Source organism: Amycolatopsis sp., from assembly GCF_035546795.1.
GTDB lineage: Bacteria > Actinomycetota > Actinomycetes > Mycobacteriales > Pseudonocardiaceae > Amycolatopsis_E.
On sequence record NZ_DASZWC010000028.1, the window covers coordinates 53,614 to 80,443 of the forward strand.

Annotated in this window: 29 protein-coding genes and 1 pseudogene; 9 read left to right on the forward strand and 21 right to left on the reverse strand. The window is 70.0% G+C overall.

Annotated features, from left to right (window positions below; genetic code table 11):
- Positions 1-64: 64 nt before the first annotated feature.
- Positions 65-1,531: an AMP-binding protein gene (locus tag VHD82_RS17730; RefSeq protein WP_325704532.1), complete on the reverse strand. Its 1,467-nt coding sequence runs from the start codon at positions 1,529-1,531 to the stop codon at positions 65-67.
- A 190-nt stretch (positions 1,532-1,721) separates the two neighbouring features.
- Between VHD82_RS17730 and VHD82_RS17735 the strand changes: the two genes are divergently transcribed.
- From VHD82_RS17735 to VHD82_RS17745, 3 genes are read left to right on the forward strand one after another with little or no spacing between them, the layout of a single operon-like run.
- Complete coding sequence (locus VHD82_RS17735) at positions 1,722-2,330, forward strand: sigma-70 family RNA polymerase sigma factor (protein ID WP_325704827.1); 609 nt, start codon at positions 1,722-1,724, stop codon at positions 2,328-2,330.
- A 40-nt stretch (positions 2,331-2,370) separates the two neighbouring features.
- Positions 2,371-3,372, forward strand: coding sequence for a DUF5667 domain-containing protein (locus VHD82_RS17740; protein ID WP_325704535.1), 1,002 nt, complete (start codon positions 2,371-2,373; stop codon positions 3,370-3,372).
- A 51-nt stretch (positions 3,373-3,423) separates the two neighbouring features.
- Entirely contained in the window at positions 3,424-4,326 is a 903-nt protein-coding gene (locus tag VHD82_RS17745; RefSeq protein WP_325704537.1) for an HAD-IB family hydrolase, read from the forward strand.
- Positions 4,327-4,487: 161 nt separating this feature from the next.
- Here VHD82_RS17745 and VHD82_RS17750 read toward each other — a convergent pair whose 3' ends face one another.
- The 13 genes from VHD82_RS17750 to VHD82_RS17810 form a co-directional block, all read right to left on the reverse strand.
- The gene (locus VHD82_RS17750) at positions 4,488-5,462 is read right to left on the reverse strand and encodes a lysophospholipid acyltransferase family protein (RefSeq protein WP_325704539.1); all 975 of its coding nucleotides are present in this window, start codon (positions 5,460-5,462) and stop codon (positions 4,488-4,490) included.
- A gap of 32 nt (positions 5,463-5,494) precedes the next feature.
- Positions 5,495-6,538, reverse strand: coding sequence for an NAD-dependent epimerase/dehydratase family protein (locus tag VHD82_RS17755; RefSeq protein WP_325704543.1), 1,044 nt, complete (start codon positions 6,536-6,538; stop codon positions 5,495-5,497).
- A 185-nt stretch (positions 6,539-6,723) separates the two neighbouring features.
- On the reverse strand, positions 6,724-6,825 hold the full coding sequence (locus tag VHD82_RS17760) for a 30S ribosomal protein bS22 (protein ID WP_017986394.1): 102 nt from the start codon (positions 6,823-6,825) through the stop codon (positions 6,724-6,726).
- A 128-nt stretch (positions 6,826-6,953) separates the two neighbouring features.
- Positions 6,954-7,166, reverse strand: a complete 213-nt coding sequence (locus tag VHD82_RS17765) for a helix-turn-helix domain-containing protein (RefSeq protein WP_144754305.1) — start codon at positions 7,164-7,166, stop codon at positions 6,954-6,956.
- Positions 7,167-7,357: 191 nt separating this feature from the next.
- On the reverse strand, positions 7,358-8,155 hold the full coding sequence (proC, locus tag VHD82_RS17770; protein WP_325704550.1) for a pyrroline-5-carboxylate reductase: 798 nt from the start codon (positions 8,153-8,155) through the stop codon (positions 7,358-7,360).
- A 20-nt stretch (positions 8,156-8,175) separates the two neighbouring features.
- A complete protein-coding gene (locus tag VHD82_RS17775) occupies positions 8,176-8,997 on the reverse strand; it encodes a thioesterase family protein (protein WP_414637540.1) in 822 nt (273 codons plus the stop codon).
- Between the two features lie 5 nt (positions 8,998-9,002).
- On the reverse strand, positions 9,003-9,929 hold the full coding sequence (locus VHD82_RS17780) for a proline dehydrogenase family protein (protein WP_325704556.1): 927 nt from the start codon (positions 9,927-9,929) through the stop codon (positions 9,003-9,005).
- An 83-nt stretch (positions 9,930-10,012) separates the two neighbouring features.
- Entirely contained in the window at positions 10,013-10,804 is a 792-nt protein-coding gene (locus VHD82_RS17785) for a sugar phosphate isomerase/epimerase family protein (RefSeq protein WP_325704559.1), read from the reverse strand.
- Complete coding sequence (locus VHD82_RS17790; protein WP_325704562.1) at positions 10,801-12,516, reverse strand: hypothetical protein; 1,716 nt, start codon at positions 12,514-12,516, stop codon at positions 10,801-10,803. Before VHD82_RS17790 ends, VHD82_RS17785 begins: the two co-directional genes overlap by 4 nt.
- Positions 12,517-12,672: 156 nt before the next feature.
- The gene (locus VHD82_RS17795; RefSeq protein ID WP_325704565.1) at positions 12,673-13,719 is read right to left on the reverse strand and encodes a Ppx/GppA phosphatase family protein; all 1,047 of its coding nucleotides are present in this window, start codon (positions 13,717-13,719) and stop codon (positions 12,673-12,675) included.
- A 27-nt stretch (positions 13,720-13,746) separates the two neighbouring features.
- Positions 13,747-14,436: a response regulator transcription factor gene (locus VHD82_RS17800; protein WP_325704567.1), complete on the reverse strand. Its 690-nt coding sequence runs from the start codon at positions 14,434-14,436 to the stop codon at positions 13,747-13,749.
- Positions 14,433-15,632, reverse strand: coding sequence for a sensor histidine kinase (locus VHD82_RS17805; protein WP_414637538.1), 1,200 nt, complete (start codon positions 15,630-15,632; stop codon positions 14,433-14,435). Before VHD82_RS17805 ends, VHD82_RS17800 begins: the two co-directional genes overlap by 4 nt.
- 151 nt (positions 15,633-15,783) lie before the next feature.
- Positions 15,784-16,662 (reverse strand): oxidoreductase, encoded by an 879-nt coding sequence (locus VHD82_RS17810; RefSeq protein WP_325704570.1) that lies wholly within the window; start codon positions 16,660-16,662, stop codon positions 15,784-15,786.
- A gap of 66 nt (positions 16,663-16,728) precedes the next feature.
- On the opposite strand from VHD82_RS17810, the gene VHD82_RS17815 reads away from it, so the two are divergent.
- Positions 16,729-17,370, forward strand: a complete 642-nt coding sequence (locus VHD82_RS17815) for a DNA-binding response regulator (RefSeq protein WP_325704572.1) — start codon at positions 16,729-16,731, stop codon at positions 17,368-17,370.
- Here VHD82_RS17815 and VHD82_RS17820 read toward each other — a convergent pair.
- Positions 17,367-17,957 (reverse strand): TetR/AcrR family transcriptional regulator, encoded by a 591-nt coding sequence (locus VHD82_RS17820; RefSeq protein WP_325704575.1) that lies wholly within the window; start codon positions 17,955-17,957, stop codon positions 17,367-17,369. The two genes, VHD82_RS17815 and VHD82_RS17820, sit on opposite strands and share 4 nt — an antisense overlap.
- Positions 17,958-18,021: 64 nt before the next feature.
- Here VHD82_RS17820 and VHD82_RS17825 point away from each other — a divergent pair, with 64 nt between their 5' ends.
- Positions 18,022-18,207 (forward strand): hypothetical protein, encoded by a 186-nt coding sequence (locus VHD82_RS17825; protein WP_325704578.1) that lies wholly within the window; start codon positions 18,022-18,024, stop codon positions 18,205-18,207.
- Positions 18,204-18,329: a hypothetical protein gene (locus VHD82_RS17830; RefSeq protein ID WP_325704581.1), complete on the forward strand. Its 126-nt coding sequence runs from the start codon at positions 18,204-18,206 to the stop codon at positions 18,327-18,329. The genes VHD82_RS17825 and VHD82_RS17830 overlap by 4 nt, the downstream gene beginning before the upstream one ends.
- 54 nt (positions 18,330-18,383) lie before the next feature.
- Here the strand turns inward: VHD82_RS17830 and VHD82_RS17835 are convergent, their stop codons facing one another.
- The 5 genes and pseudogenes from VHD82_RS17835 to VHD82_RS17860 form a co-directional block, all read right to left on the reverse strand.
- On the reverse strand, positions 18,384-19,124 hold the full coding sequence (locus VHD82_RS17835) for a phosphoglyceromutase (protein WP_325704584.1): 741 nt from the start codon (positions 19,122-19,124) through the stop codon (positions 18,384-18,386).
- Positions 19,125-19,547: 423 nt separating this feature from the next.
- Positions 19,548-20,412: pseudogene (locus VHD82_RS36820) on the reverse strand (DUF4349 domain-containing protein).
- A gap of 65 nt (positions 20,413-20,477) precedes the next feature.
- On the reverse strand, positions 20,478-20,993 hold the full coding sequence (locus VHD82_RS17850) for a YbjN domain-containing protein (RefSeq protein ID WP_325704592.1): 516 nt from the start codon (positions 20,991-20,993) through the stop codon (positions 20,478-20,480).
- A complete protein-coding gene (gene mshA / locus VHD82_RS17855; protein ID WP_414637541.1) occupies positions 20,990-22,300 on the reverse strand; it encodes a D-inositol-3-phosphate glycosyltransferase in 1,311 nt (436 codons plus the stop codon). Before mshA ends, VHD82_RS17850 begins: the two co-directional genes overlap by 4 nt.
- A gap of 103 nt (positions 22,301-22,403) precedes the next feature.
- Entirely contained in the window at positions 22,404-23,573 is a 1,170-nt protein-coding gene (locus tag VHD82_RS17860) for a L,D-transpeptidase (protein ID WP_325704598.1), read from the reverse strand.
- Between the two features lie 92 nt (positions 23,574-23,665).
- Here VHD82_RS17860 and VHD82_RS17865 point away from each other — a divergent pair, with 92 nt between their 5' ends.
- Complete coding sequence (locus VHD82_RS17865; protein ID WP_325704601.1) at positions 23,666-24,400, forward strand: SDR family oxidoreductase; 735 nt, start codon at positions 23,666-23,668, stop codon at positions 24,398-24,400.
- Here the strand turns inward: VHD82_RS17865 and VHD82_RS17870 are convergent.
- The gene (locus VHD82_RS17870; RefSeq protein WP_325704604.1) at positions 24,397-25,425 is read right to left on the reverse strand and encodes a UDP-N-acetylmuramate dehydrogenase; all 1,029 of its coding nucleotides are present in this window, start codon (positions 25,423-25,425) and stop codon (positions 24,397-24,399) included. The genes VHD82_RS17865 and VHD82_RS17870 overlap by 4 nt on opposite strands.
- A gap of 26 nt (positions 25,426-25,451) precedes the next feature.
- Between VHD82_RS17870 and VHD82_RS17875 the strand changes: the two genes are divergently transcribed.
- A complete protein-coding gene (locus VHD82_RS17875) occupies positions 25,452-25,952 on the forward strand; it encodes a DUF2505 domain-containing protein (protein ID WP_325704607.1) in 501 nt (166 codons plus the stop codon).
- Complete coding sequence (locus VHD82_RS17880; protein ID WP_325704610.1) at positions 25,931-26,719, forward strand: class I SAM-dependent methyltransferase; 789 nt, start codon at positions 25,931-25,933, stop codon at positions 26,717-26,719. The genes VHD82_RS17875 and VHD82_RS17880 overlap by 22 nt, the downstream gene beginning before the upstream one ends.
- The last annotated feature ends 111 nt before the right edge of the window (positions 26,720-26,830 follow it).

A 26,830-nucleotide genomic window follows, 5' to 3' on the forward strand; every position in this document is an offset into this window, starting at 1 on the left:
GCACCCGTCCGGTCCTCCTCCGCGGCGGATTCCTGCGTCACGCCGCCTCGTGTGGTCCTCGAGCCTATGACCGCAAACGTACGCGCCGCAGTTTCCCGGTGGGCGAATGCGGCAGCGACTCCGCGAACTCGATGGTGCGCGGCACCTTGTACCCCGCCAGCTTCGACCCGCAGTACTCGACGACCTGCTGTTCCGACAACGACGCCCCTTCCGCGGGCACGACCACGGCCTTCACCGACTCGCCGCTGCGCTCGTCGATCACCCCGACCACCGCGACCTCGGCCACCTCCGGCAGCTCGCCGATGACCTCCTCGACCTCCTTCGGGAACACGTTGAACCCGTTCACGATGATCAGGTCGTTGGCGCGGTCCACCAGGTGCAGATCGCCGTCCACGTCGAGGTAGCCGACGTCGCCGGTGCGGAACCAGCCCTCTTCGTCGGGTCCGTGCGAGCCGTCGGGCCAGTATCCGGAGAACAGGTTCGCGCCGCGGATGGAAACCATCCCGGTGCCCGCGTCGTCCTCGACGAACGCGTCGTCGAGGTCGTCCGGGTCCAGTGGCACCTCCTCGGCGAGCCCGTCCGGACCGACCAGCCGCAGCTCGACCCCCGGCACCGGGCGGCCAACCGATCCGGGCTTGGCGTAGCCGGTGACCAACGTGGACGTGACCACCGGCGCCGTCTCGGTGAGGCCGTAGCCCTCGAACACGGCCAGCCCGGTCTTCTCGCGGATCGTGGCCAGCACCTTCGGATGCAACGGCGCGGCGCCGGAGTTGAGCAGCCGGACCGTGCCAAGGCCGGCGCGCAGTTCCTCCGTCGGCAGCGCGGCGAACTCGTTGTACATCGCGGGCACGCCGCCGATCACCGTCACCCGCTGCGCCGCGCACACCTCCAGTGCCTTGACCACGTCGAACCGTTCCGCGAGCACCGCCGTCGCGCCCACCGCGGTGGCGTGTAGGAGGCCGGGGCCGAGGCCGTAGACGTGGAAGAGCGGGATGGCGATGAACACCCTGTCCCGGTGTTTCAGCGTGTCCGGGACCGCGCTGAGCTGCTCGAGATTCGCCAGCAACGCGCGGTGCGAGAGCATCACGCCACGTGCCGGGCCGGTCGTGCCGGAGGTGTAGGACAGCACGGCGATGTCCTCGTCGCCGCCGACGGATTCCAGTGATTCCTCGGACTCCGCCGAGGGCAACACACCTTCCTCGGCGTCACGGCTGAGCACGAGCTTCGCGCCGCTGTGCTGCAGGGTCGTGTCCAGTTCGGGCTTGGGCGCCAAGGGGGAAATCGGCACCGCGATCGCGCCGAGCCGCGCCACGGCGAACAGCGCGGTCGCGAAATCGGCCGACGTGGGCAGCCGCAGCGCCACCCGGTCACCGCGCCCGATGCCCTTCGCGGCCAGTTCCCCGGCCAGGCCGTTGACCGCGGAATCGAGCTGTGACCAGCTGAAGGCCGTACCGGCGGTGGTGTCGACGAGAGCCACGGAGCCGGGCCACTCGGTGGCGGCACTGGCGAGCAGATCGGCGATGTTGCCCATGTCCCCAAGTGTCTCCCTTCCTCCCCCGTCATGGGGAAGCCCGCGGATCGTCGCATTTCCGCAACCGACACCACTACCTACTTCCGGGTAACAACACGTATGCTGCTCAACGCGCCGGAGTGGTGGTGCTCACTCGGGCCGGGACAGAGGAGTCGCCGTGACGAACTGGCTGGTAGCACGCCCACTTGGGCTGCATGTCGGCACGCTCGGGCGCCCGGCGGACGAGCAGCCGGCGGCGTGGGACCTGGTGCACGCGGCGCAGGAAGGCGATACGGCGGCCTTCGGTTCGTTGTACGACCGATACGTCGACGTCGTGTACCGCTACGTCTACTTCCGCCTCGGCGACCGGGAACTGGCCGAGGACATCACCAGCGAAACCTTCCTCCGCGCGCTGCGCCGGATCACGTCGGTCAGCTACCAGGGCCGCGACGTCGGCGCGTGGTTCATCACCATCGCCCGCAACATCGTGCTCGACCACGTGAAGTCCAGCCGGTACAAGCTCGAACTGGTCACCGACGAGGTCTCGGAGTCCGGTTCCGCCCCGTTCGCCGGGCAGAGCTTCGCCGACGGCGCCGGCCCGGAGCAGCAGGCGGTGTCGAGCGCGACGCGGGACGCGCTGTTGAAGTGCATCGCCGCGCTCGGCGAGGACCAGCGCGAATGCATCGTGCTGCGGTTCATCCAGGGGCTTTCGCTGACCGAAACCGCGCAGATCATGAAGCGCAACGAGGGCGCGATCAAGGCGCTGCAGCACCGCGCCGTACGCAAGCTGGCGCAATTGTTACCACCCACCTGGCGTTGAATTCCGTAACACACCCAGGGTCCGACTCGTTTCAGACGACGTGAACGTGCCCGGGTGGTCGGCGCGCGAACTGGAAGTCATTTCCGATTTGCGCGCACTCGGTGACGCGACCCCTGACGCAGCGGCACGGGAACGGATCCGCACCGGAATCGTGAACCGGCTCGCCGACGGGGAGCGCCCACCGAGCAGGCGAAGGCGTGTGCTGGCCGAAGTGCTGGCCGCCGCCGTCGCCCTGATCATCGCGCTCGGCGGGATCGGGCTGCTGCTGTCGCGCAACGCGCTGCCCGGCGACCCGCTCTACGGCGTCAAACGCGCCGGGGAGTCCGCCGAACTCGGGCTGTCGTTCGGGGACAAAGCCAAGGCACAGAAGCACCTGGAGTTCGCGGCGAACCGGCTGGACGAGGCAGGCTCGCTGGCGCACGGAGACACCACGGGCTACCAGGCGACGCTGGCGGATTTCCGGCGTGAGGCCGCCACGGGCACGTCGATGTTCACCGTGCAGGCGATGCAGGCAGGCGGGCCGTCGCTGGACGAGCTGCGCACTTGGGCCGCGCAGCAGAGCGCGAAACTGGCGGCTTTGCGCCCCTCGGTGCCCGAAGCCGCCACCAGCGCGTACACCTCTTCGGCTGAACTCGTCACCCAGATCGGGCTCCGCGCGCAGGGCCTGCTCGACCGGCTCAACTGTTTCGAGATCACCACCGGGGTGCCGGACGGCCTCGGCGCCGTCCCCGCGACGAGCCCGTGCCAGCCCGCCACCGACGCTCTCAACGGCAATCAGCCGCCGTTGCCGCTGCCCGCGCCGGTAGCCCCGTCGTCGGTTTCGGTCGAGCCCGTCCGCACGACTACCCAGCCCACGGCCACGTCGCAGGCCCAACCGACCGGAAAACTGCCGCCCGCGAGCGGCGGCGTGGCGCCCACCGCCGTCAACCCGCCCATCACGGCGCCGACCAGTCCGGCGCTGCCGACGACGGTCCCGACGTTCCCGCCGCTGCTGTCGATTCCGCCCCTGCTCCCGGGCCTTCCCGGGGTGGGGATCGGCTGAGGCCGATCGCTACCCTTTCCACGGAGACAACCGATTCAGGAGGCGGTCTGCGTGTGGCGCGGCAGGGGCAAAGGCCAGGAACTGGAACGACTCGCCACGCTCGCCGGGGAGGCCTCGGCGGATGCCGCGGTGGCGATGGAATCGGTGCGCCTGGAAGGGGTCGAGCCGGTCACGCCACCCGCTCCCCCGGACCTGACCGCGGCTGCTTTTTTCGACGTGGACAACACCATGATGATGGGGGCGTCGATCTTCCACTTCGCCCGCGGGCTGGCCGCCCGCAAGTACTTCACCACCTCGGATCTGGCCGGGTTCGCCTGGCAGCAGGTCAAGTTCCGGATCGGCGGCAGGGAGACCAAGGACAGCGTCAAGTCCAGCCGTGAACAGGCACTGTCCTTTGTGGCCGGTAAGACGGTGCGTGAGATGACGGAGGTCGGCGAGGAGATCTACGACGAGCTGATGGCGGACAAGATCTGGTCCGGCACCCGCGCGCTCGCGCAGATGCACCTCGACGCCGGGCAGCGGGTTTGGCTCGTCACCGCCACCCCGGTCGAACTCGCCGCGATCATCTCGCGGCGGCTCGGGCTGACCGGCGCGCTGGGCACGGTGGCCGAGCACGTGGACGGCGTCTACACCGGCCGGCTGGTCGGGGATCTGTTGCACGGCAGGGCAAAAGCCCACGCGGTGCGGGCGCTGGCGTCCCGTGAGGGGCTGAATCTCCGGCGCTGCACGGCGTACTCGGACTCCTCCAACGACGTGCCGATGCTTTCGGTGGTGGGCACGGCCGTGGCGGTCAACCCCGACGCCGGGCTGCGCGAGATCGCCCGCGCCCGTGGCTGGGAGATCCGCGACTTCCGCACCGGCCGCAAGGCGGCCAAGATCGGCGTGCCGTCGGTGCTCGGCGCGGGCGCGGTGGCCGGCGCCGTCGCGGCGGGGATGGCGTACCGCCGCCGCTGACCTCAGAGCGGGGCGTGGCACGGCAACGTAGCGTTCGAAGGCGAGCCGGTAATACCCTTCCGCCGCGGCGAGTTCGCCCGCCGGCAAGTACGCCCCGGTGAGCGCCTTGCTCGACCCGGCCGTCTCCGGCCTGCTCCTTGACGGGCTGCGGCCGCCCGCGGTCAGCCCTTGAAAACGCTCGCCCGCTGCGAAAGGCGGCGGTAGAGCGACTGCTGGATCGACTCGCGCACCTGGTCGGTGATGCCGAAGACCAGCATCGGATCGTCCACGTCCTCGGGCTCGTAGTCGTCGGTGCGGATCGGCTCGCCGAACTCGATGGTCCACTTGGTCGGCAACGGGATCGCGCCCAGCGGGCCGAGCAGCGGGAACAGCGGCGTGACCGGGAAGTACGGCAGCCCGAGCAGGCGGGCCAACGGCTTGAGGTCACCGATCTTCGGGTAGATCTCCTCCGCACCGACGATCGAACACGGGATGATCGGCACACCCGTGCGCAGCGCCGCCGAGACGAAACCGCCACGGCCGAAGCGCTGCAGGCGGTACCGCGAGGAGTACGGCTTCCCGATCCCCTTGAAACCCTCCGGCCACACGCCGACGAGCTCGCCGGAGTTCAGCAGCCGCTCGGCATCGGGGTTGCACGCCAAGGTCTGCCCGGACTTGCGGGCGAGCGCGCCCAGCAACGGGGTACGGAACACCAGGTCCGCGCCCAGCATCCGCAGATGCCGGTGCGCCGGGTGCTCGTCGTGCACCGCCACGGCCGTCATCACCGCGTCCAGCGGGAGCGTGCCGGAGTGGTTGCACACGATGAGCGCCCCGCCCTCCTTGGGCAGGTTGTCCACCCCGACCGTGGTCACGCGGAACCACTTCTCGTAAAGCATTCGCAACGGCGGCAGCAGCAGGGTGTCGGTCAACTCGGCGTCGAAACCGAACTCGTCCACCGCGTATTCGCCGGTCAGCCGGTTGCGGAGGAAGGTCAGCGTCCGGGTGATCGCGTCGGGCTCGAGCGCGGTCGGCGCCGCCGGGGCATGAGGCAGGTTCACCACCGGCGCCTCGGCCTGACCGGCCGGCTGCGTTCTGGTCGGCTTTCTGTCCTGCGCCCGCCGCAGGGGGATCACCTGGGCTTGCACGCTGCTCGTCACTGGTCCGGCCCCGTTTCCTGTCGTTTCCGGGTTCATCGGGTCTGGCCGGTCGCGGCGGCTGTGAGGACCTTGCCCGCCGCCTCGGCCAGCTGTTGTCCGTCGACGACCGGGCGCAGTCCCGCGCCGCGCACGTAGTCGTCGAATGCCGCCGGCGTCGTCCATCGCGGCCGGTAACCGAACTCCTGCTTGAGCCGGGTGGTGTCCACGACGCGGCCGTAGTTCAGCAGACGCACCTGGTCCGGGGAGAAATCGACCACACGCGCGCCGCGCAGCATCTTGGCGACCGACGGAATGACCGCACGCGGGACTGGTAGCTCAACCCGCCCTGCGCGCCGGATCGCCTGTGACAGGGCGAGTACCCCGTCCGACGCCACGTTGAACACGCCCGGCCGGTCTTCCAGGGTGGCTTTTTCCAATACTGCCAAGGCATCGGCCGAATGGAGTAGCTGGATACGCGCGTCGTACCCGAGCACCGTCGGCACCACCGGGAGCGCGAAATACCGCGCCAGCACGGTGTCCACGTCCGGCCCGATCAGGTTCGCGAAGCGCGCGGTGGTGACGGTGATGTCCGGCCTGCGCCGGGCCAGGCCCCGCACGTAGCCCTCCATCTCGACCGCGTCCTTGGCGTAGCCACTCGTGGACGCCGGGATCAGCTCCGAGTCCTCGGTGAACACGGCCGGCGAACGCGCGCCCGCGCCGTACACGGCGGCCGTGGACTTCACCACGAGCTTGCGCACCCAGGCCGAACGCTGGCACGCGGCGAGCAGCCGCATCGTGCCGATGACGTTGATCTCCTTGATCGCGCCGCGGCGGGCCGGGCCCGCGGGATGGCAGGTGGTCGCGGCGTGCACCACGGTGTCGACCTTCGCGTCGGCGATCACCCTGGCGATCAGCGGGTTGCGGATGTCGGCACGCACGAACTCGGCGTGCCCGAGGCGGCGCCGCAGCTGTTTGCCCGGCGGCGTGGTGTCGACCCCGATGACGCGTTCGACCTCGGGATTGTTCCCGAGACGGGAGAGAAGCCTGCCACCGAGCTCGCCTCCGACCCCGGTGACGAGCACGACTTTGGACGGCATGGAACCCCCTGGCGAAAGGGCTGGTTTCGGCGGCGACGCAGATATTACCCCGGGAACGTGGGCCCAGTCAGCGCCGCTAACACGCTATTAACCCAGGTCACGGGCTGTGTGCGGGCCTCACCCAAATGGCCGCGACCCGCTCGGGTAACCGAGCGGGTCGCGGAGAGAAGCAGTTCGCCTGAGCGTCACTTACCCTGCTTGCGGCGCTGCATCCGAGTGCGGCGCAGCAACTTCCGGTGCTTCTTCTTGGACATGCGCTTGCGGCGCTTCTTGATCACCGAGCCCACAGGGTGCTCCTTCGCGGTTGGTGCTTATTTGACGCTGCCCGGCGCAGCGTCCAGCGGATGGAGCGCAACAGGCGCGAGCGGTTTACCAGGTTACCCGTCGCGCCTGGGGGCGGAGCGCACGCCCCTACCTAACCGACGTCGAAATAGGCGCCTTCCAGGTACTCGTGGACAGCTTTCTCGGGCACCCGGAACGACTTGCCGACGCGAACGGCCGGCAGCTCGCCCGAGTGCACGAGACGGTAAACGGTCATCTTGGAGACCCGCATCAGCGTGGCCACCTCGGCGACCGTCAGGAACTGGACCTGCCCGACAGCGGGCACGTCCTTCTTGTTCGACGGCATAGTCACCGTGCCCTTCGACACGTGCCGTGCCGCGCGGCTTCCCCACCGGCGGTACAGACACGCACGTGCTTTACCTCTGAGAGTAGCGGGACTGCTGGGACCAGTGCGACGCCTGGCGCGAAGATTGGTCCAACCGGGCACCCGAGCCGGGCGAAACGTCGGATTTTCGCCCCCGGCCCGGCCCGCCGGACCTACTTCCCGAGTTCGACCGAGCGGTCCCTGGCGGCCTCGATGGCGGCCAGCAGCGCGGCCCGCACGCCGTGCTTCTCCAGCTCGCGGATCGCGTTGATCGTGGTGCCCGCGGGCGAGGTGACCGCCTCGCGCAGGATCACCGGGTGCTCGTCGGTCTCGGCCAGCATCTTCGCCGCGCCGACCGCCGACTGGATGATCAGCTTCTCCGCGACCGCGCGCGGCAGGCCGAGCAGGATCCCGGCGTCGATCATGGCCTCGACGAGGAAGAAGAAGTACGCCGGGCCGGAGCCGGACAGCGCCGTGACCGCGTCCTGCTGCGACTCGGGCACCTCGATGACCTGCCCGACCGACGAGAGCATCTCCTTGACCAGCGCGACGTGCTCCGGAGTCGCGTGCGTGCCCGGGGAGACGGCGCTCATCGCCTCGTTCACCACCATCGGGGTGTTCGGCATCACCCGGACGACAGGCACGCCTGCGGGCAGCCGGCGCTCGTACAGCGACGTCGGCAGGCCCGCGCACAGCGACACGATCAGCGAATCCGAGCTGACCAGCGGGGCCAGCTCGTCCAGCACCGGCCCGATGTCCTGCGGCTTGACGGCCACCACCAGCACGTCGGCGCGCTTGGCCGCCTCGGCCACCCCGACCCCGGCGACGCCGTACTGCTCGGTCAGCTCGGCCGCGCGCTCCGGATGCCGTTCGGTGAACAGCAGATCCGCCGGCCGACGCCCACTGTGCAGCAGCCCCGACAGCAACGCTTCACCGATCTTTCCCGCACCCAGTACCGCAATCGTCGTCATGTCTGGAGGGTAAGCGGCGACTAGGGAGGCGCCGGAGCGAGGGCGAGCTGCCTCGCCTGACAGACCAGCCGTCCCGCCGAGTCGATCACCGTGGCGTCGGAGTCGAACCAGGATTCCTGCACCGAACGGCAGTCGACCTGGACCCGCAGCCAGCCCGGCGCCGGGCGGGTCCGCAGCAACGCCGTCAGCTGCGCCGTGGGCGCCCAGCCGAAACGGCCCAGGTTGAACACCACCGGCGGGTTCACGTCACCCGCGAGCAGCACGAAGTACGGGTCGGGCAGGCTGTGCCGCGGCCGCACCCACAGCCGGATCCGCGGCGGATCCCCCGCGCGGCCGGCCAGATACCCCACGGTGGCCGGGTCCAGCCGGACATCGCAACCCTTGGCCAGGTTGAACGTGCCCTCCGCGCTGTCCCCGCCGAGCTGGATCGCCCGCGGCGGCGGTTCGGCCGGCATCGGCGGCAGATCGGCCCATTCCGGCCGCCGGACCGGCAACCGCCCGGCGGTGACCGTCGCCTCGACACAGCTGCGCCCCCGCTGCTCCAGCCGCACGGAGACGACCGTGGCGCGGCGGCCGATCTTGCGCAGGTCGGTGCGCAACAGCACCGGCCCGATCGCGGGCGGGCGCAGGAACTCCGCGCTCACCACGAGCGGCTCGGCCGACGGGTCGCCGCGCTCGGCGATCACGGCCGTCGCGGCCTTGGCGATGAGCGCCAGCAGGAACCCGCCGTGTGGGTGACTGCCAATGGCCCATTCGGGGCGCAGGTCCGAGGTGAACGTTCCGTCTCCCAGCGAGCGCACCGCGCAGGCCACCTCGAAGGCCGCGGGGTCGTGGGCTTCCAGTGTGCTCACGAACGGCTGACCAGCGCGCGCAGGAAGAAGGCCAGGTTCGCGGGCCGCTCGGCCAGCCGGCGCATCAGGTAGCCGTACCACTGTTCACCGAACGGTACGTAAACGCGCACGAGCTCGCCCTCGGCGGTCAGCCTGGCCTGCTCACCGGGCCGGACGCCGTACAGCATCTGGTACTCGTACGAGCCCGGTTTGCGCCCGTGCCAACGGATCCGCTCGCCCAGGATGTCGATCAGCCGTGGATCGTGAGTGGCGAACATCGGATAGCCGGCACCGGCCAGCAGGATGTTCGCCGCCCGCACGTACGCCAGGTCGGCCTGGTGCCTGCTGCGCCACGCGACCTCGCGCGGCTCGGCGTACGCGCCCTTGCAGAGCCGCACTCGCGAGTCGGGCACCGCCAGCGTCACGGCGTCGTTTTCCGTGCGGTTGAGCGAAGACTGGAGCACCGCCCCGACCCACGGCCAGGTGTGCCGCAGCTCGTCGAGCGCACGCAGGGTGGCGTCGGTGGTGCGGTGGTCCTCCATGTCGAGGGTCACCGTGGTGGCGCACTGCTCGGCCGCGGCGCAGATGCGCCACACGTTGTCCAGCGCCAGCTTCTCGTCCAGGCACAGGCCGACGGCGGACAGCTTGACGCTGACCTCCGCACGCGCGGCCAGCCCTTCGTCGTAGAGCCGGTCGAGCAGCGTGAGGTAGGTCTGGACGGTCCTCTCGGCCTGGCCAGGGTCGCGCACGTCCTCACCCAGGTAGTCCAGGGTGACGTAGCGACCGTTGTCGACCAGGTCACCCACCACGGTCACGGCGTCGGCCACGGTCTCACCGGCGACGAATCGCTCCACCAGGCCCCGCGTCGCGGGGATGGTGGCCACGGCACGGCGTATCGAGTCGTTGCCTCCGGCGGCCAGGATCAACGAGCGCAGCGGGTTCACGACCGAAACTTTACGTGTTCGTATATCGGAAGCCCATGCTGTCGGACCCAAGAGCGAACGTGAAGTTGATCTTCTTTTCGGACTCAGTGCCCGAGGTGGAACCGGGCGAACAACAGGGCCTCGGCGAGATCCTTCATCCGGTGCGCCGAACTGGCCGCGCGCCGGGTGTTGATCTCCAGCACGACCTGCCCGCCGAAGCCGCCCATCGCCAGCTTCTCCAGCACCTCCGCGCACGGCTGGCTACCGCGGCCGGGCACCAGGTGCTCGTCCTTGGGCACCCCGGTGCCGTCGGCGAGGTGCAGATGCGTCAGCCCGGCGCCCATCCGGTCCACCAGCGCCAGCGCGTCCATCCGCGCGGCGGCCGAATGGGACAGATCCAGCGTGTAGTGCGGATAACCCACGTCCGTGGGGTCGATCGAGGGGCGGAACGCCGACATCCGGGCGTCCCGCTTCCCGCCAGGCGGCCGGACCTTGAACATGTTCTCGACCGCGATCTCGATCCCGCTTTCGGCCTCGAGCTCCGCGATCAGGTCACCGAACGCGTCCCCGTAGCGGCGCTGCCAGCGGAACGGCGGATGCACCACGACTGTGCGCGCCTCCAGGTCCAGCGCCGCCTCGACGCTGCGGCGCAACCGGATCTCCGGATCCGGCGACCACACCCGCTGCGTGATCAACAGCGACGGCGAGTGCACGGACAGCACCGGCATCCCGGTGCGCCGCGACCACCGGCGCAGCTCCGGCACGTTCTGGCTGACCGGGTCGACCCAGACCATCACTTCGACCCCGTCGTAGCCGAGGTCGGCGGCCAGTTCGAAGCCTGTACCCGCGCGCAGCGGCCACACCGACGCGGTGGAAAGCCCGACCGGTGGCGTCAACGCGACAGCAGCAGCAACGCGGCAGGCGACACGGTGACCACGAGGCCGACCAACACCGCCAGCACCATCGTCTGGATGTCGTCCGCGCGGCGGATCTTGCGCACGATCCACACCAGCCCGACGATCACCACGAGCGCGGCGACCAGCGCGGCCGCGGGGATCTGACCCCACAACCAGTTGAAGCCCAGCCAGACGGCCGCACCGCCGAGCACACCCAGCGCGAGCTGGGCGGCCATCGACAGCCACTGCTTCGCCGGCGAAGCCTCGGCGCGCGGCTCGTCGTCCGCGTCCTCATCGTCGTCGACGGGTTCGGCGTCGGACTCGTAGTCGTCGTAGCCGCCGAGCCGTTCCGGCTCCGCTTCGCCGAAGTCGCCGAACTCGTCGACCTCTTCGTCGTCCTCGGCGAACGGGTCGTGGAAGCCGGTGGCCTCCATCGCCTGGTCGTCGAGCCGCGGTGCGGGCGTGAACGCCGAGGGATGACCCTCGGGCAGCACCGGCGGGTTGTACGCCGACGGGTGCCCTTCCGGCAGCACCGGCATGACACCGACTTCGGTGTCCTCCGAGCTGACGTGCTCGCGCTGACGACGCCAGCGCGACAGGCCGGCGGGCGGCGAGTCCGGTGGCACGGCGGCCTCCGGCGGCTTGTCGGCCACCGCTTCGAACTGCTCGGTGTGCGGCTCGGGCTCCGGGCGCTGCCGGGCGGGCGGCCTGCGCGGGCGGCGCGGCGGTGCCGGGAAGGCACCGCTGGCCATGCCCCCTGGCGGGCCGGGGTCCGGCGTGTCCTCCGGGGCGGGCGCGTCGAGCCCGTCGAGCCGTGCGGACAACGAGTTCTGCTGCGGGGCCGGGCGCAACGGCGGCACCTGGCGGGTTTCTTCGGCCTTCGCCGGCTGCTCCGGCTCGGGCGGACGGCCCGGCGGACGCTGGCGCCGCGGCGGCAACGGGAACGCACCCGACTCGGGCGCGGGCGGACGCGGGAAACCACCTGAATCCGGGCCCTTCGGGCGCTGGAACGCACCGGACTCCGGCGCCCCGTTCACCGGGCCGTTGCCGTTGGCAGGCCTGGGAAAAGTGCCGGATTCCGGCGGGCGCTGGAACGCGCCCGACTCCTGCGGGGGCGCGCCGTTGCGCGGGAACCCACCCGGCTCGGGCGGACGCTGGTAGCCGGTACCGGACTCCGGCGCGGGCGGACGCGGGAAACCACCCGAATCCGGGCCCTTCGGGCGCTGGAACGGGCCGGAGTCCTGCGGCGGACGCTGGAAAGCACCCGACTCCTGCTGAGGTGCGCCGTTGGGCCTGCCGAACGCACCCGGCTCGGGCGGCACCGCGCCGTTCGGGCGCTGCGGCTCCGGCGGCACCGCGCCGTTCGGGCGCGGGAAGGCGCCGGAAGGCTGCTGGTTCCCGTTCGGCCGGGCCGGCGGAGGCGGCTGCGGCGGGGCGGGCGGGGCTTCGTTGTCCGGCTTGCGCCGGCGGCCCGAGGGCGGCGGGGCCTGCGCGTCGCCGCCGCGGACCCGGTCGATGATCGCCTGCGGCCCGGTGTCGGAGACGCCGTGGCCACGCCGCGGCGGCTCCTGCTCCCCGCCCGCGGGCGGCGCCTCTTCCGGCTCGTCCGCCGCACGACGGTGGCGGCGCTTGCCCTCGACCTGCCCGCCGTGCAAGGCGAGCAGCTCGGCCACCGTCTTCTGCGAGCGATCCTGTCCGCTCTCTCGACTCATCAGCGTTTCATCCCCACCGCGCGTCCGTGCCTGTGCGGGACACCCGCACCCGATCGGTCCTCCTCCGCGAGCCTCTCCTGCGTCATGCTCGCGTCGTGCGGTCCTCGGTGATCGCGTACCCTGCCCCGGACACGGCTACGGACACGGAACCTTGCTTCACGCATCCCTGCCACCTTTCCACCGTGCCCCGAGGGCTTCGCTCCCGTCCACCGAGCTGCTGTCACCGGTCCTATTCGGCGATGAACTGCGCCATGCTCCCGGAGCAGTGTCGTCGCTACCGTTCGAATGGTCCAGTCGCCGCAGGATCAGACCCTCTCGCAGCGCCCAGGGACAGATCTCCAGTTCTGCCAGCGACAGCGCCCGCATGGCGGCCTGGGCCACCAACGCGCCGCCGACCAGCTGGTGCGCCCGGCTCGAGCTGACACCTTCCAGTTCGGCCAGGTCCGCCGCCGTCATCCGGGAGACGAAGGCGATGAGCTGCCGCAGTGCGGTTTCGGACAGGGTACGGCGTACCCGGGGACCCGCACCGGACGGCGCCGCGCCGGTGAGCCTGGCCAGCGAGCGGAAGGTTTTCGAGGTGGCAACGACCCGGTCCGGCTGCCCGACCTTCGCGACCTTCCTGGTCAGCGGGGTGAGCTGTTCGTCCAGCCACGCCGAGGTGGCGACCAGCTCCGAACGGCTGGGCGGGTCGTGGGAGAACCGCGTGCGAGTGATCCGGCCGGCACCGAGCGGCACGGATTCGGCGAGCTCCGGCTCCTCGTCGATGCCCATCGCCACCTCCAGCGAACCACCGCCGATGTCGAGCACCAGCAGCCGACCGGCCGACCAACCGAACCAGCGGCGCACCGCGAGGAACGTCAGCCGGGCCTCGTCGACACCGGAAAGCGCTCTCAGCTCGACGCCCGTTTCGTCCCTGACTTTCCGCAGTACCTTCCCGGAGTTGGTCGCCTCGCGTACCGCCGAAGTGGCGAAGGCCATGACCTCTTCGCAGCCGAGCCTCGCCGCGGACGTCTTGGCCGAGTGCACGGCCGAGACCAGCGCGTCGGCGCCCGCTTTGGTCAGCTCGCCGGAGTTGTTGATCTGCTCCGCGAGCCGCAGCACCGTCTTCTCCGAGTGCATCGGCGTCGGGTGCGCGCCACGATGGGCGTCCACCACGAGCAGGTGGACAGTGTTGGACCCGACATCGAGTACCCCTAGGCGCACAAAGCCCTACGGTACCCGGCCAGGTGGTTACGTCTCGAACTTGTAACCAAGACCGCGAACCGTCACCAGGTGCCGCGGCGAGCCGGGGTCCGGCTCGATCTTGGACCGCAATCGTTTGACGTGCACATCCAGGGTTTTGGTGTCCCCGACGTAGTCCGCTCCCCACACGCGGTCGATCAGCTGGCCGCGGGTGAGCACCCGGCCCACGTTGCGCAGCAGGTACTCGAGCAGGTCGAACTCCTTGAGCGGCAGCGAGACCTCGCCGCCCTCGACGGTGACCACGTGCCGCTCGACATCCATCCGCACCGGGCCCGCGGCCAGCACGAGCGGCGCCAGTTCGCCCTCGGCCCCGGCCTCGCCGCCGCGGCGCAGCACCGCGCGCACCCGCGCGATCAGCTCGCGGGCCGAATAGGGCTTGGTCACGTAGTCATCGGCGCCGAGCTCCAGCCCGACCACCTTGTCGATCTCACTGTCCCGCGCGGTCACCATGATCACCGGCACCGTGGAGCGCTGCCGCAGCTGCTTGCAGACGTCCGTGCCGCTCATCCCTGGCAGCATCAGGTCCAGCAGCACGATGTCGGCGCCGTTGCGGTCGAACTCCTCCAGCGCCTGCTGGCCGGTGATCGCCACCGCCGCCGTGAAGCCCTCCTTGCGCAACAGGAAGGCCAACGGGTCGGCGAACGACTCCTCGTCCTCGACGATGAGCACCCTCGTCACTGTTTTCCTCCCTGGTCTCGACTGGTCACGACGAGCGGGGTTATCCGCTCGGGGTTCTCGGCGGGCGCGCTGCCGTTGCCGGTCGAACGCTGGTACACCGGCAGCCGCAGGGTGAACGTCGATCCGGTGCCCTGCAAGCTCCACAGCTTCACCTCGCCGCCGTGGTTCGCGGCGACGTGCTTGACGATCGCGAGGCCGAGCCCGGTGCCGCCGGTGGCACGCGAGCGCGCCTTGTCCGCGCGGTAGAAGCGCTCGAACACCCGTTTCTGGTCCTCTTCGGCGATGCCGATGCCGCGGTCGGTCACCGCGATCTCGACCATGCCCTCGTTGAGCCGCCGGCTGACCGACACCGGGCTGCCCGGCGCCGAGTACGCGACGGCGTTCTCCAGCAGGTTGGACAGCGCGGTGACGAGCAGGGTGCGGTCGCCCTCGATGAGCAGTCCGCTCGGCGCGTCGGCGGTGACGTCGATGTCGGCCGACTCGGCGGAGAGCTTGGTCCGCCCGAGCGCCTCCCGGACGACGGCGTCGACCTCGACCACGTTCAGATCGGGCAGCCGCTCGGCGCCCTGCAGCCGGGACAACGCGATCAGCTCGGTGACCAGCGTGCCGAGCCGGGTGGACTCGTGCAGGATCTTGCCGCCGAAACGGCGCACCTCGTCCACGTCTTCGGCGGCGTCGAGCACGGCCTCGGTGAGCAGCGCTATCGCCCCGACCGGGGTTTTCAGCTCGTGACTGACGTTGGCGACGAAATCGCGGCGGACCGCCTCCAGGCGCGCGGCCTCGGAGTGGTCGACGGCTTCGATGACGGTGAACCCGTCCCCGAGCGGGCGCACCTCACCGAGCACCGCGGCCGGCTGCCTGCCGCGCGCCTCCAGCGGGGAGAGGTCGATCTCGAGCTCCTCGTCGGTCTCCACGACCTGCTCCGCCGCCGTGCGGGCGCGCGGGTCGGCGCGGTTGTCCTTGATCAGGCCGAGGATCTCGGCCCGCCGGTTGTGCAACACCATGTCGCCGAAGCGATTGAGCACGAGTACGCCGTTGTTGGACGACCGGACGAGCCGGAGCAACAGTTCGGCGACGGTCGGCCCGACGGGCCTTCGCGTCTCTCGGCGCCGTCTCGACCGGGAAACGAGGAAACCGAGCAGCACGCCTACCAGCAACGAGCCGGCGGCCAGGGCGAGTCCGGCACTCACGCTCACGGCTGAATCGTAAGCATGAAGATGTCCATTTGACCTAGTCTTGGCGGCCTTCTCGTGACGCCTGCGACACCTTCAGCGGCTTTGTTCGCTCCGCATTCAGCCCCCGTTCACCCCCGTGGTGCCGCGCCGTGACACCCGCCCCGATCGGGGCTCACTGGATCGAGTTCAACCGGGCAATCTCCTCTTCGGACAGTCGCAACGCCGCGGCGGCGATGTTCTCCTCGACGTGGCTCGGGTTTCCGGTGCCCGGAATCGCCAGCACGTTGGGCCCCTGATGCAAGGTCCAGGCCAATCGGACCTGCGCGGGCGAGGCGCCGTGCGCCTGCGCGATTTCGGCGACCGCCGGGTGCTCGCCGCCGCCGGCGATGGCGAAGAACGGCACGAACGCCACGCCCTCTTCGGCGCACAGCTTGATGAATTCGTCGTCCTCGCGGCGCGCGGTGAGGCCGTACTGGTTCTGCACGCAGACGACGGGCGCGATCGCCTGCGCCTCGCGGAGGTGCTCCGGGCTCACGTTCGAGATCCCCAGGTGCCGGATCAGGCCCTTCTCCCGCAGTTCGGCGAGCACGCCGAACCGGTCGCCCAGCGAGCCGGTGCCGCGGTCGAGTCCACCGCCGATGCGCAGGTTGACCACGTCGAGGTGATCGCGGCCCAGCTCGCGCAGGTTCTGCTCGACCTGCGAACGCAGGTACTCGGGCCCGTACGCGGTGATCTGGCCGCTGACCGGGTCGAGGCCGGGGCCGACCTTGGTGGTGATGACCAGGTCCTCGGGGTACGGGTCACCGAGCGCGCTGCTGATCAGCGCGTTGGAGGAGTGGATCCCGCGTGCGTAGAACGCGGCGGTGTCGATGTGGTTGACGCCGAGTTCGACGGCGCGGCGCAGCACGGAGATGGCGCGCTCACGCTCGGCGAGGGTGTTCTCGGGCTCGAAGCCCATCAGGCGCATCGCGCCGAAGCCCAGCCGGTTGACGGTGCGGTCGCCGAGCTGCCAGGTGCCCGCCGCGGTGGCGGTGATCGTGTTCGCTGTCATGCCTCCAGCCTCCGGCGGAGATACATTCCACGCCCCCGATTGGCAGTTTGCTGCCAAACTTGACTCATGGAGCTGACGCGGGAAGCCGCGGTCGTCCGTGGCGAGGCCGAGCTGTTCGCCCGCACGACACACCTGTTCGCGACCGCCGACGAGGTCGCCTGCGCGGCCAACGACCTGCACACCTTCGCGGTGTCGCAGCTGCCGGAGGAGGCGCACCGGCACACCGGCGCCGGGCGGATCCGCAAGATGTACCGGCCGGCCGTGCTGCTGGATCCCGACATGGCCGGGCACCTGGAGCACGTGCGGAAGGTGGGCGCACAGGTGCGGATCACCACCGACGAGATCAACGAGACGATCATCCTCGACCAGCGGGTCGCGATCATGGCGGGCGACCGGACGGGCGGCGAGCGCAGCTACGGCGTGATCACCCAGCCCGAGGTCGTGCAAAGTGTCATGTCGCTGTTCAACGCGGCGTGGCGCGCGGCGACGGAGATCGAGGCCTACGACGCGGACTTCGCCGAGGTGCGCGCACTCGCGCCGCAGATACTGGAAGTGCTGGCTTCGGGCTGCAAGGACGAGACGGCCGCCCGCACGCTCGGGCTCGGCCTGCGCACGTACCGCCGCCGGGTCGCCGAGCTGATGTCGGCGCTCGGCGCCACGTCCCGGTTCCAGGCCGGGATGCGCGCGAGGGAGATCGGGCTGATCTAGAGTCGGGCGAGATGTGCCCGCACCACGGCCTCGATCTGGCGCGGTGTAAGGGCTTCCGGGTGTAGCACGCCGTCGAAGCTCAGCCCGTCGAGCAACGCGATCAGCCTGCGGACCTCGAGTTCGAGATCGTCCACTTCGGACCGTTGCAGCACGTGGCGCACCAGGGCGCGGGTGCCTTCGGCGGCCTCACGGGCCAGGTCGGTGAGCGCCGGATCGGTGCGCGCGGCGGTGACGAACTCCACGAAGACGGTGACCTCCGCGCGGCGCTTTTCGTCCAGCGGCAGGAGTTCGCCGAGCAGCCCGACGACGCGCTCCCGCCGCTCGCTCGCGGAAAGCCCTGTGGCAGCAACGAGTTCGTCGGCTCGCTGCCGGATCCGGGCGGCCACCCTGTCGATCATCGAACGCATCGCGAAGCGCATCAGCTCCGCCTGGTTGTCGAAGTAATGCCGCACCGAGCCCACGTTCAGCGCCGCTTCCGCGGCCACCGTCCGCAGCGAAACCCGATGCAGCCCTTCCCGCGCGGCGAGGCGGAACAGCGCGTCGGCAACCTCCGCACGCCTGCTCTCCGGATCCACGATCTTCGGCATGGTTTCTTTTTATCACAACTGTGCTATCTTCTATTTATCACAGGTGAGATACCAAGGGGGTTCCATGGAAACCGTGCTCACGCTCCTGCTGATCCGGTTCGGCATCATCGCCGCCGGCCTCGTCGTGGCCGGGCTGGCACTGTTCGGTGTCGTGCTCCTGCTGCGCCGGTACGGCCGGGGCGAGCAGGCCAGGCAGCTGACCGAGTTCGCCGCCCGGCAAGTGCTCCAGGCGCGCCGGCGGCGGCGATGACGGGCGGCGAGCTGGTCCACCACCTGCTCACCGACCTGCTCGTCAAGGGCGCGATCGGGCTCGCCGCACTGCTCGCCTTCGCGCTCGGCGCACTGCTGCTGTGGCGCAAGCTGGGCCGCTGAGCGCGCGAAAAAGCCCGGCTCCCTTGGGGGTGAGCCGGGCTTTCCCGGTTCGCGTCAGCGGCCCTGCGCGGCGACCGCGGCGGCGGCCTCCTCGGCGGCGGCCGGGTCGAGGTACGTCCCGCCGGCGGTGACCGGCTTGAGGTCCTCGGTCAGGTCGTAGCGCAGCGGGATGCCGGTGGGGATGTTCAGCGCGGCGATCGCTTCGTCCGAAATCCCGTCGAGGTGCTTGACCAGCGCGCGCAGCGAGTTGCCGTGCGCCGCCACCAGCACCGTCTTGCCCGCCCGCAGGTCCGGCACGATCGCGGACTCCCAGTACGGCAGCAGCCGCGCGACCACGTCCTTGAGGCATTCGGTCAGCGGCGCATCGGCCGCGTAGCGAGGGTCGGCGTCCTGGCTGAACTCGTCGCCGCGCTCGATCGGAGGCGGCGGCACGTCGTAGGAGCGACGCCAGAGCATGAACTGCTCCTCGCCGAACTCGTCGCGGACCTGCTTCTTGTTCTTGCCCTGCAGCGCGCCGTAGTGCCGCTCGTTGAGCCGCCAGTCGCGTCGCACGTCGATCCAGTGCCGGTCGGCGACGTCGAGCGCGATGTTCGCGGTCGAGATCGCGCGGCGCAGCAGGGAGGTGTGCACCACGTCGGGCAGCACGCCCTGTGCCGCGAGCAGTTCGCCACCCTTGCGCGCCTCGCCCTGCCCCTGTTCGGACAGGGGCACGTCGACCCAGCCGGTGAACAGGTTCTCCGCGTTCCAGGTGCTCTGCCCATGCCGGAGCAACACCAAGGTCCCTAGTTCGGCCATACTCCGAATCTAAACCGCGACCGGAAGGGTCCCCGCCGCGGGTGGCAGCCTCTACGCACAGTGCGTTACCGCTCGGTAACACGCCCCTTGGGGCAACAAAACGGGTAGTGGATCATGACCGCGCTAAGTGACACTTGCTGCGTTGAGTTAACAGACGTTATGAAGTTCACTCGAATGGAGTAACCAGTAGTCTTGTGATTACTGGTGGACATCTGACAAGTTGACTACGTCCCGCGCCGCTGGATTCCACGCACTCCCCAGCGGCAGCGGGGTACGACCGCAGCTCGTCTCCCCCCTGCCGAGCTGCGGCCCCGCCGGCCCCGTTGGCACTCCCCCTCGCCACCGGGTCCACAGCGGCGGGAGCGTCAGCGGGGCGGCTCGAGTTCGCGACTCCCCCTCCCTCGAGCCGTCCCGCCTGCACCGCTAGGGGGCGGGCTTCGCCCGAACCCGGAACCACCGGCGCCGCAGCGCGAACCACGCCAGCAGCCCGAGCGGAATCCCCAGCACCACCAGGAACGGCAGCACGGCGCCGACCACGTTCAGCGCCCCGCGCCCGAAGCCGAGGAACCCGTGCCAGCCCGACGAAAGCCCGGCGACGAAACCGGACTCGGCCACGGGCGGCGGCGGCACCGGCGACGGCGTGACGGTGATCATGATTGTCGACATGGCGACACTGTTGGCGAGCGCGTTCTGCCTGGCCTGCAAGGACTCCAGATCCGCCTCCCGCGTGCTCACCTCCGACTCCAGCGACGTCAGGTCACTGATGCTCTTCGCCTGGGCGAACAGCGCGCACGCGGTCGAGGCTGCGCTGCGCGGAGTCGATCCGCGAAGCGACATCCACGCTCTGATCCGTCACGTCCTGCACGTTCTGCCGGACGTTGGTCACCTCACCGAGCCTGCTCACCTGATCCACCACGGCGTCGAGCCGGTCACTGGGCACGACAAGGTTCAATGTGGACGAACCCGCGTCCGTGTTCTCCGAGCCCGAGTAACCGCCCGCGGCGACGGCAGCCTGCCGCGCCCGGTCGGCGAACCCGCGCACGTCCGGCGCGACGATCGACAGCTCGGCCGTGCGCACGAGCTGCCGGTCGGTGCCCGAGATCGGCACGGTCGCCTGACCCGGCGCACCTGGCGCGACCTGCTTCTGTGCTCCGCTGTCCGGCGCCGCCTTCGTCGGCGCGATCGCGGGGACACCCGAAGCGCTCTCCGAACCCGCGGAATTCGAGGTGCACCCCGCGGCCAGCGCCAGCACGGCGATCGCCGCCGCCAGCGCGAAGTTCGTTCTCATCCTGTTCTCCCTCCAGCTGTGGCGGGAAGACGGGACGGACGATCAGCCCGGTTGCACCCGATCGGTCACGAATCGGTCAGCGAGCCCGGCTCGTGCGGCCGCGCTGGCTCCACCAGGTGTTTGAAGGCCTGCAGGTTGGCCAGCGACTCGCCACGCGAGACGCGCCAGTCCCATTCGCGCTTGATCGACGTGGCGAAGCCGATCTCCAGGATCGTGTTGAAATCCCCGTCGGCGGCCTCCAGCACCTGGCCGAGGATCTTGTCCAGCTCGTCTTCGGTGACCGACTCCAGGCCAAGCCGCCCAACCAGATAGATGTCGCCGAGGGCGTCGACGGTGTAGTGCACGCCGTAGAGCTTTGCGTTGCGGCGCAACAGAAAACGGTAGACCTCTTCGTGCGCCTCGTCGGGATGGCGGCAGACGAAGGCCTCCACAGCGAAGGCATGCGCCTGCACGATCAGCCAGCAGTTCGTCTGCAGCTTCTTCACCCCGGGCAGGGTGACGAAGTACCGGCCCTCGCCCTTTTTGTCGTACTTGAGGTCTGCACTGTCCAATGTGGACTGGATGACCTTGTCGAGACTCACACCGCCACCTCCCGACGAATCGCGGCGTGGAAGGAATTCGCCGCTGCGCCATAGGTTGCCAGCAATGCGTCCGTCGTGCGCGCCCAGGAGAACCGCTGTGCGTGCTGCACGGCGTTGTCCGCCAGTTCGGCGCGCCTGTCCGGCCGCAGTGCCACGCTGCCCAGCGCACCGGCCCAGTCGGCCGCCGTGTGTGTGGGCACCAGCAAACCCGACACGCCGTGCGCGACGGCGACCGGCAGCCCGCCGACCTCAGCGGCGACCACCGGCGTGCCGCAGGCCTGCGCTTCCAGCGCCACCAGCCCGAACGACTCGTTGTAGCTCGGGACCGCGACCACGTCCGCGGCCCGGTAGACCTCGGCGAGCAGGTCCGAGTTCTGCGGCGGCAGGAACACGGTCTGGCGCTCGATGCCCAGCTGCACAGCCAGTTCCTTCAACGCCTGCGGCTGTTCGAGCCCCGAGCCGGACGGCCCGCCGACCACCAGCACGACCAGCCGCTCACGCAGTTCCGGCCGGTGCTCCAGCAGGTGGGCGGCGGCGTGCAGCAGCACGTCCGGCGCCTTGAGCGGCTGGATCCGGCCGGCGAAGGCGAGCACCACGGCGTCGTGCCGGAGGCCGAGCTTGTGCCGGGCCTGCGACTGCGACCCTGGCGTGAAGCGCCCGAGATCCACGCCCGGCTCGACGGTGTGCACCGCATGCGGGTCCGCGTCGTACAGGCCGACCAGCTGCCGCGCCTCCACCGGCGTGTTCGCGACCAGGCAGTCGGCCTCGGCCACCACCTGCTCCTCACCGATCACGCGGGTGCGCGGCTCCGGGCTGTCGCCCTCGGCGAGCGCGGCGTTCTTGACCTTGGCCAGCGTGTGCGCAGTGTGCACCAGCGGCACGCCCCAACGGTCCCGCGCCAGCCAGCCGACCTGCCCGGACAGCCAGTAGTGCGAGTGCACGAGGTCGTAGTAACCGGGCTCGTGGAAGGCCTCGGTGCGCAGCACGCCCGAGGTGAACGCGCACAGCTGCGCGGGCAGCTCGTCCTTGCCCAGCGGCTCGAACGGGCCTGCCGGGATGTGCCGCACCAGCACGCCCGGCGCCAGCTCGGCAACCGGCGGCTGCTCCGACGACGTCGCCCTGGTGAACACCTCGACGCTGATCCCGCGCCGCGCCATCTCGACTGCCGTGTGGGTGATGTAGACGTTCATCCCGCCGGCGTCCCCGGTCCCCGGCTGCTCCAGCGGCGAGGTGTGCACGGACAGCACCGCGACCCTGCGCGGCCAAATCGTCGAGGTCTTCCGTGATCCGCGCAGCGAGATCGTCACCCTGTTCACTCCCGTGTGTTGCCTGCGTCCGCGCAAAGGCGGAGGAACCGCCTCCAACAACAACCAGGCGGCCCCTCGACATCTTCCCCAACCGGGTTGCGGACTACAGCGCGGACTTCCCCTGCCAGGCCGACCAGCTGACGAACCAGTCCGCCACGTCCGAATTGACCGGACTGCCCAGCCGGGAGCCGGTGATCTCGACCGGATCGCCGATCAGCGCCGAGTCGAAGAAGCTCTTCGCGTCGGCCTCCAGCAGGTTGACGCAGCCGTGCGAGTTGTTGGTCTTGCCGATCGCGGCCGCGTTGTCCTGGTTCTCGTGGATGAACTCGCCGTGGTTGGAGATCCGGCAGGCCCACTTCTTGTTGACGTTGGTGTAGCCGTAGCGCGCGTTGTCGAAGATCGCGTGCGGCTCTCTCGTCATCACGATGAACGTGCCGTTGGGCGTGTTGCGGTTCACGTCGGAGTCCAGCCCGTTGCTGCACGGGAAGCTCTTGGCCAGCGAGCCGTTGCGGTAGACGTTCATCACGTGGTCCGGGGTGTGGATCTTGACCACCTGGTTGCGGCCGATCTTGAATTCGCTGGTCACGTCCGCCCGCGCGTACGCGCCACCGCCGAGATCGATTCCGTACAGCTTCGCGCCGACGGTGACCTTGGTACCGGCGGGCCAGTACTCCTTCGGCCGCCAGTCCACCTGCCGATCCGACAGCCAGCCCCACGAACCCTGCACGGTCTTGTCGGTCTCCAGCGTCAGCGCCTTCTCCACCTCGGCCTTGTTCTTGACGTCGGTGGTGAACTTCACGCTCACCGGCATCCCGACGCCCACTTCGGCATCGTCACCCGGGTTGACCGTGACCCGGACCTGGTTCGCCGGCGACAACGTGGCGAAGCTGCCGGCGAGCTGCACGGGCTTGTTGTCGCTGCCTGTGGCGCTCGCGGCGTACGTGTACGTCTTGCCGTAGCCGAGGGTCTCGCTACTGGTCCAGACCGTGCGGTCGGCGTTGAACGAACCCGCGACCGCCTTGCCGTCGGCGTTGGTGAGCTTCACATCGGTCAGCGAGCCCCCAGTGACCTTGACCGTCACGGGCTGCAGCACCGGGACGTCCTTCGCGTCGATCGCCGGTTCCGCCGTGAGTTTCGCCACCGGCTGCGCGGGCGTGGTCTGCCCGCCGTCGCCGGTCACGCCCCCGCTGCCCCCACCACTCGAGCACGCCGCCGCGACCGCCCCCGCGCCCGCGACCAGCACGCCTTTGACCAGCGTCCGCCTTTCCAACACGAAAACCTCCGCACTCCGTCGTTCCCCGACAGCCTCACCGGTGCCGGGGCTCCCCGCGTTACCGACGCTCCCCCGCTGGGAGTATGGGTGGCATGAGCAAGCGAACCGCAGTGATCACCGGGGCCAGTGCGGGAATCGGCGAAGCCACCGCCCGCGCGCTGGCGGAAGCCGGTTTCCACGTCGTGCTCGGCGCACGCCGACAGGACCGCCTGGAGAAGTTGGCAGCCGATTTGTCCGGTACCGCACATGTACTGGACGTGAGTGACCCCGCGTCGGTTGCCGCTTTTGTCCAGCAGATCCCAGAATGCCATGTTCTGGTCAACAACGCGGGCGGCGCTCGCGGCCTCGAACGGGTTGTCGACGCGGACGAAGACCACTGGCGCTGGATGTGGGAGGTCAACGTCCTCGGCACGCTCCGGATGACGAAGGCCCTGCTGCCGAAGCTCATCGCGTCGGGCGACGGGCACGTCATCAGCGTCACGTCGATCGCCGCGCACGAGTTGTACGAGGGCGGCGCCGGCTACACCTCGGCCAAGCACGCCCAATCCGCCCTGCACCGCACGCTGCGCGCGGAGCACCTCGGCGAGCCGGTGCGGATCACGGAGATCATCCCGGGCATGGTCGAGACCGAGTTCTCGGCCAACCGCTTCGACGGAGACACCGAGCGCGCCGCGAAGGTCTACCAGGGCATCACGCCGCTGACGGCGGACGACGTCGCCGAGGTGATCGCCTTCGCCGCCACCCGGCCTTCACACGTGAACCTGGATTCGATCGTGCTCAAACCGCGCGCCCAGCTCGACGGCACCCGGTCACACCGGGACAGCTAGATCGCGCAGTTGATCAGCAGGGGCTCGGGGTGGAGCGTGACGCCGAAGCGTTCGCGGACGCCGTCGCGCACCTCACGGGCCAGCGTGAGCAGGTCCTCCGTCGTTGCGCCGCCGCGGTTCGTCAACGCCAGAGTGTGCTTGGCGGACAAGGAAACCCGGCCGCCCGGCCCGGGGTAACCCTTGTCGAAACCGGCGTGCTGGATCAGCCAGGCGGCGGACAGCTTCACGCCGCCGTCCGCCGGGTAGCGCGGCGCGCCCTCGCCGAGGCGCGCCAGGACCGGGGCCGCTTCGGCGTCCGGGATGATCGGGTTGGTGAAGAAGGATCCGGCGCTCCAGGTGTCGTGGTCGGCCGGGTCGAGCACCATCCCCTTGCCCCGGCGCAGCTCCAGCACGGCCTTTCGCGCGTCGGCGGCGGGCACCCGGTCGCCCAGTTCCACGTCCAGCGCGCGGGCAAGTTCGGCGTAGCGGATCGGCGCCGACAAGCCGTCCGTGCGCAGGGTGAACCGCACGCTGAGCACGATCCCGGCGTCGGTGCCCTTCAGCACGCTGGTCCGGTAGGCGAAGCCGAGTTCGGCCGCGGTCATCGTGCGGACCTCGTCCGTGCGCCGGTCGTACAACTCCACCGAGGTCAGCAGGTCGGCGACCTCGCAGCCATACGCGCCGACGTTCTGGATCGGCGTCGCGCCCACCGAGCCGGGGATCCCGGACAGGCATTCGAGCCCGCCGAGCCCGGCCTCGACCACGGCCGCGACGAACTCGTCCCAGTTCTGCCCCGCGGCGACCTCGACCGAATCGCCGTCGACCCGCCAGCCGCCGGTGGCGATCTTGATGACGGTGCCGTCGAACCCGGCGTCACCGATCACGAGGTTCGAGCCGCCGCCGAGCAGCAACACCGGTGCACCGGCGCCGCGCACGGCCGCGAGCAGCTCATCTGTGGTCTCGGCGACGACGAAACCGCGCGCCGGGCCACCGAGGCGCAGTGTCGTGTACTCGGCGAGGACGTTCTGGGTTTCGACTGGTGCCACGGGTCCAAACGGTACTGTGTCGTGATATGCCATCCCGTATCGAGCACCGCGCCGAGTTCACGCAGAGCGTGTCCGAGGTGTTCGCCGCCCAGTCCAGTGAACCGGCGCTGCGCGCCCGGCTGAACGAGATCGGCGGCGACAACGCGGCCTTGCTCGACTACGCCGAGATCCCCGGCGGGGTGCGCTTCCAGCTGCGCCAAGGCGTCGGCGCGGAAAAGCTGCCCTCGGCGGTGCGGAGCCTGCACCGCGGCGATCTGTTCGTCGACAGGCAGGAAAGCTGGACCCTGAACGGCGAGACGGCCGTCGGCACGGCCAAGGCCACGGTCAGCGGGGTGCCCGGCGAGATCACCGCGCGCACCGCGCTCAGCTCCGAGAACGGCAAGACGGTGCTGCGCATCACCGGCGAAGTGAAGATCCGCATCCCGATCGTCGGGGGCAAGCTCGAGGGCTTCGTCGCTGATCAGATCACCAAGCTGCTCGCCCGCGAAGCCGAGTACTCGGCCCAGTGGCTCGCCGAGCGCCACTAGGAACGCCGACCCGAGGAACCACCAACCCGAACCGCCTGCGCCGCGTCGATCGCTGGCTGGCGGGCGCGCCGCAAGTGTCCACAGTGCTGCGTCGCGCCACGGATCCGCTGGTGGTGGACCTGGGGTACGGCGCGTCCGGGATCACCGCTTTCGAACTCGCACAGCGGCTGCGTGCGGGGCACCCGCGCGTGCGCGTGCTCGGGCTGGAGCTGGACCCCGATCGCGTGGCCGCCGCGATGCCGCTCGCGCAGCCGCCGTGGCTGGAGTTCCGGCGCGGCGGATTCGAACTGGCCGGCACCCGGCCGGTGCTGGTGCGCGCCTTCAACGTCTTGCGGCAGTACGCGGAGGACGAGGTCGCCGGGGCGTGGCAGACGATCGTCGACCGGCTCGCGCCGGGCGGCCTGCTCGTCGAAGGCACGTGTGACGAGATCGGGCGGTTGTGTTCGTGGGTCACGGTTTCCGCAGCGGGTCCGCACCGGCTTACGTTGTCCTACAAGCTGAGCACCCTGGACCGGCCGTCCACTGTGGCCGAACGACTACCGAAAGCGCTCATCCACCGGAACGTTCCCGGCGAGCCCGTGCACGAGTTTCTGTCCATATTGGACTCCTGCTGGGCGGCGGCCGCACCGCACAGCGCGTTCGGCATTCGGTTCCGTTGGCTGGAGACAGTGCGTATGCTCACCACTCGCTGGCCGGTGCTCGACGGCACGCGCCGCTGGCGGCTCGGCGAGCTGAGCGTTCCGTGGCACACCGTCGCACCACTGTGAATGGGGATAGCCCCACTATCGAAGCAGGGCGCCCCGGTACGGGTGATCCCGGAGTTCTCCCCGATATAGCACGAAACCTCTGTTGAACAGCCGTTCTCGCGGGCCACGATC

Coding starts and splice junctions, on each gene's coding strand:
- VHD82_RS17820 (WP_325704575.1), bottom strand. CDS start 17,957: ATGCCGAAGATCGTGGATCCGGAGAGCAGGCGTGCGGAGGTTGCCGAC.
- VHD82_RS17815 (WP_325704572.1), top strand. CDS start 16,729: ATGGAGCTGACGCGGGAAGCCGCGGTCGTCCGTGGCGAGGCCGAGCTG.
- VHD82_RS17730 (WP_325704532.1), bottom strand. CDS start 1,531: ATGGGCAACATCGCCGATCTGCTCGCCAGTGCCGCCACCGAGTGGCCC.
- VHD82_RS17790 (WP_325704562.1), bottom strand. CDS start 12,516: ATGAGTCGAGAGAGCGGACAGGATCGCTCGCAGAAGACGGTGGCCGAG.
- VHD82_RS17875 (WP_325704607.1), top strand. CDS start 25,452: ATGCCATCCCGTATCGAGCACCGCGCCGAGTTCACGCAGAGCGTGTCC.
- VHD82_RS17765 (WP_144754305.1), bottom strand. CDS start 7,166: ATGCCGTCGAACAAGAAGGACGTGCCCGCTGTCGGGCAGGTCCAGTTC.
- VHD82_RS17865 (WP_325704601.1), top strand. CDS start 23,666: ATGAGCAAGCGAACCGCAGTGATCACCGGGGCCAGTGCGGGAATCGGC.
- proC (WP_325704550.1), bottom strand. CDS start 8,155: ATGACGACGATTGCGGTACTGGGTGCGGGAAAGATCGGTGAAGCGTTG.
- VHD82_RS17830 (WP_325704581.1), top strand. CDS start 18,204: ATGACGGGCGGCGAGCTGGTCCACCACCTGCTCACCGACCTGCTCGTC.
- VHD82_RS17810 (WP_325704570.1), bottom strand. CDS start 16,662: ATGACAGCGAACACGATCACCGCCACCGCGGCGGGCACCTGGCAGCTC.
- VHD82_RS17835 (WP_325704584.1), bottom strand. CDS start 19,124: ATGGCCGAACTAGGGACCTTGGTGTTGCTCCGGCATGGGCAGAGCACC.
- VHD82_RS17755 (WP_325704543.1), bottom strand. CDS start 6,538: ATGCCGTCCAAAGTCGTGCTCGTCACCGGGGTCGGAGGCGAGCTCGGT.
- VHD82_RS17825 (WP_325704578.1), top strand. CDS start 18,022: ATGGAAACCGTGCTCACGCTCCTGCTGATCCGGTTCGGCATCATCGCC.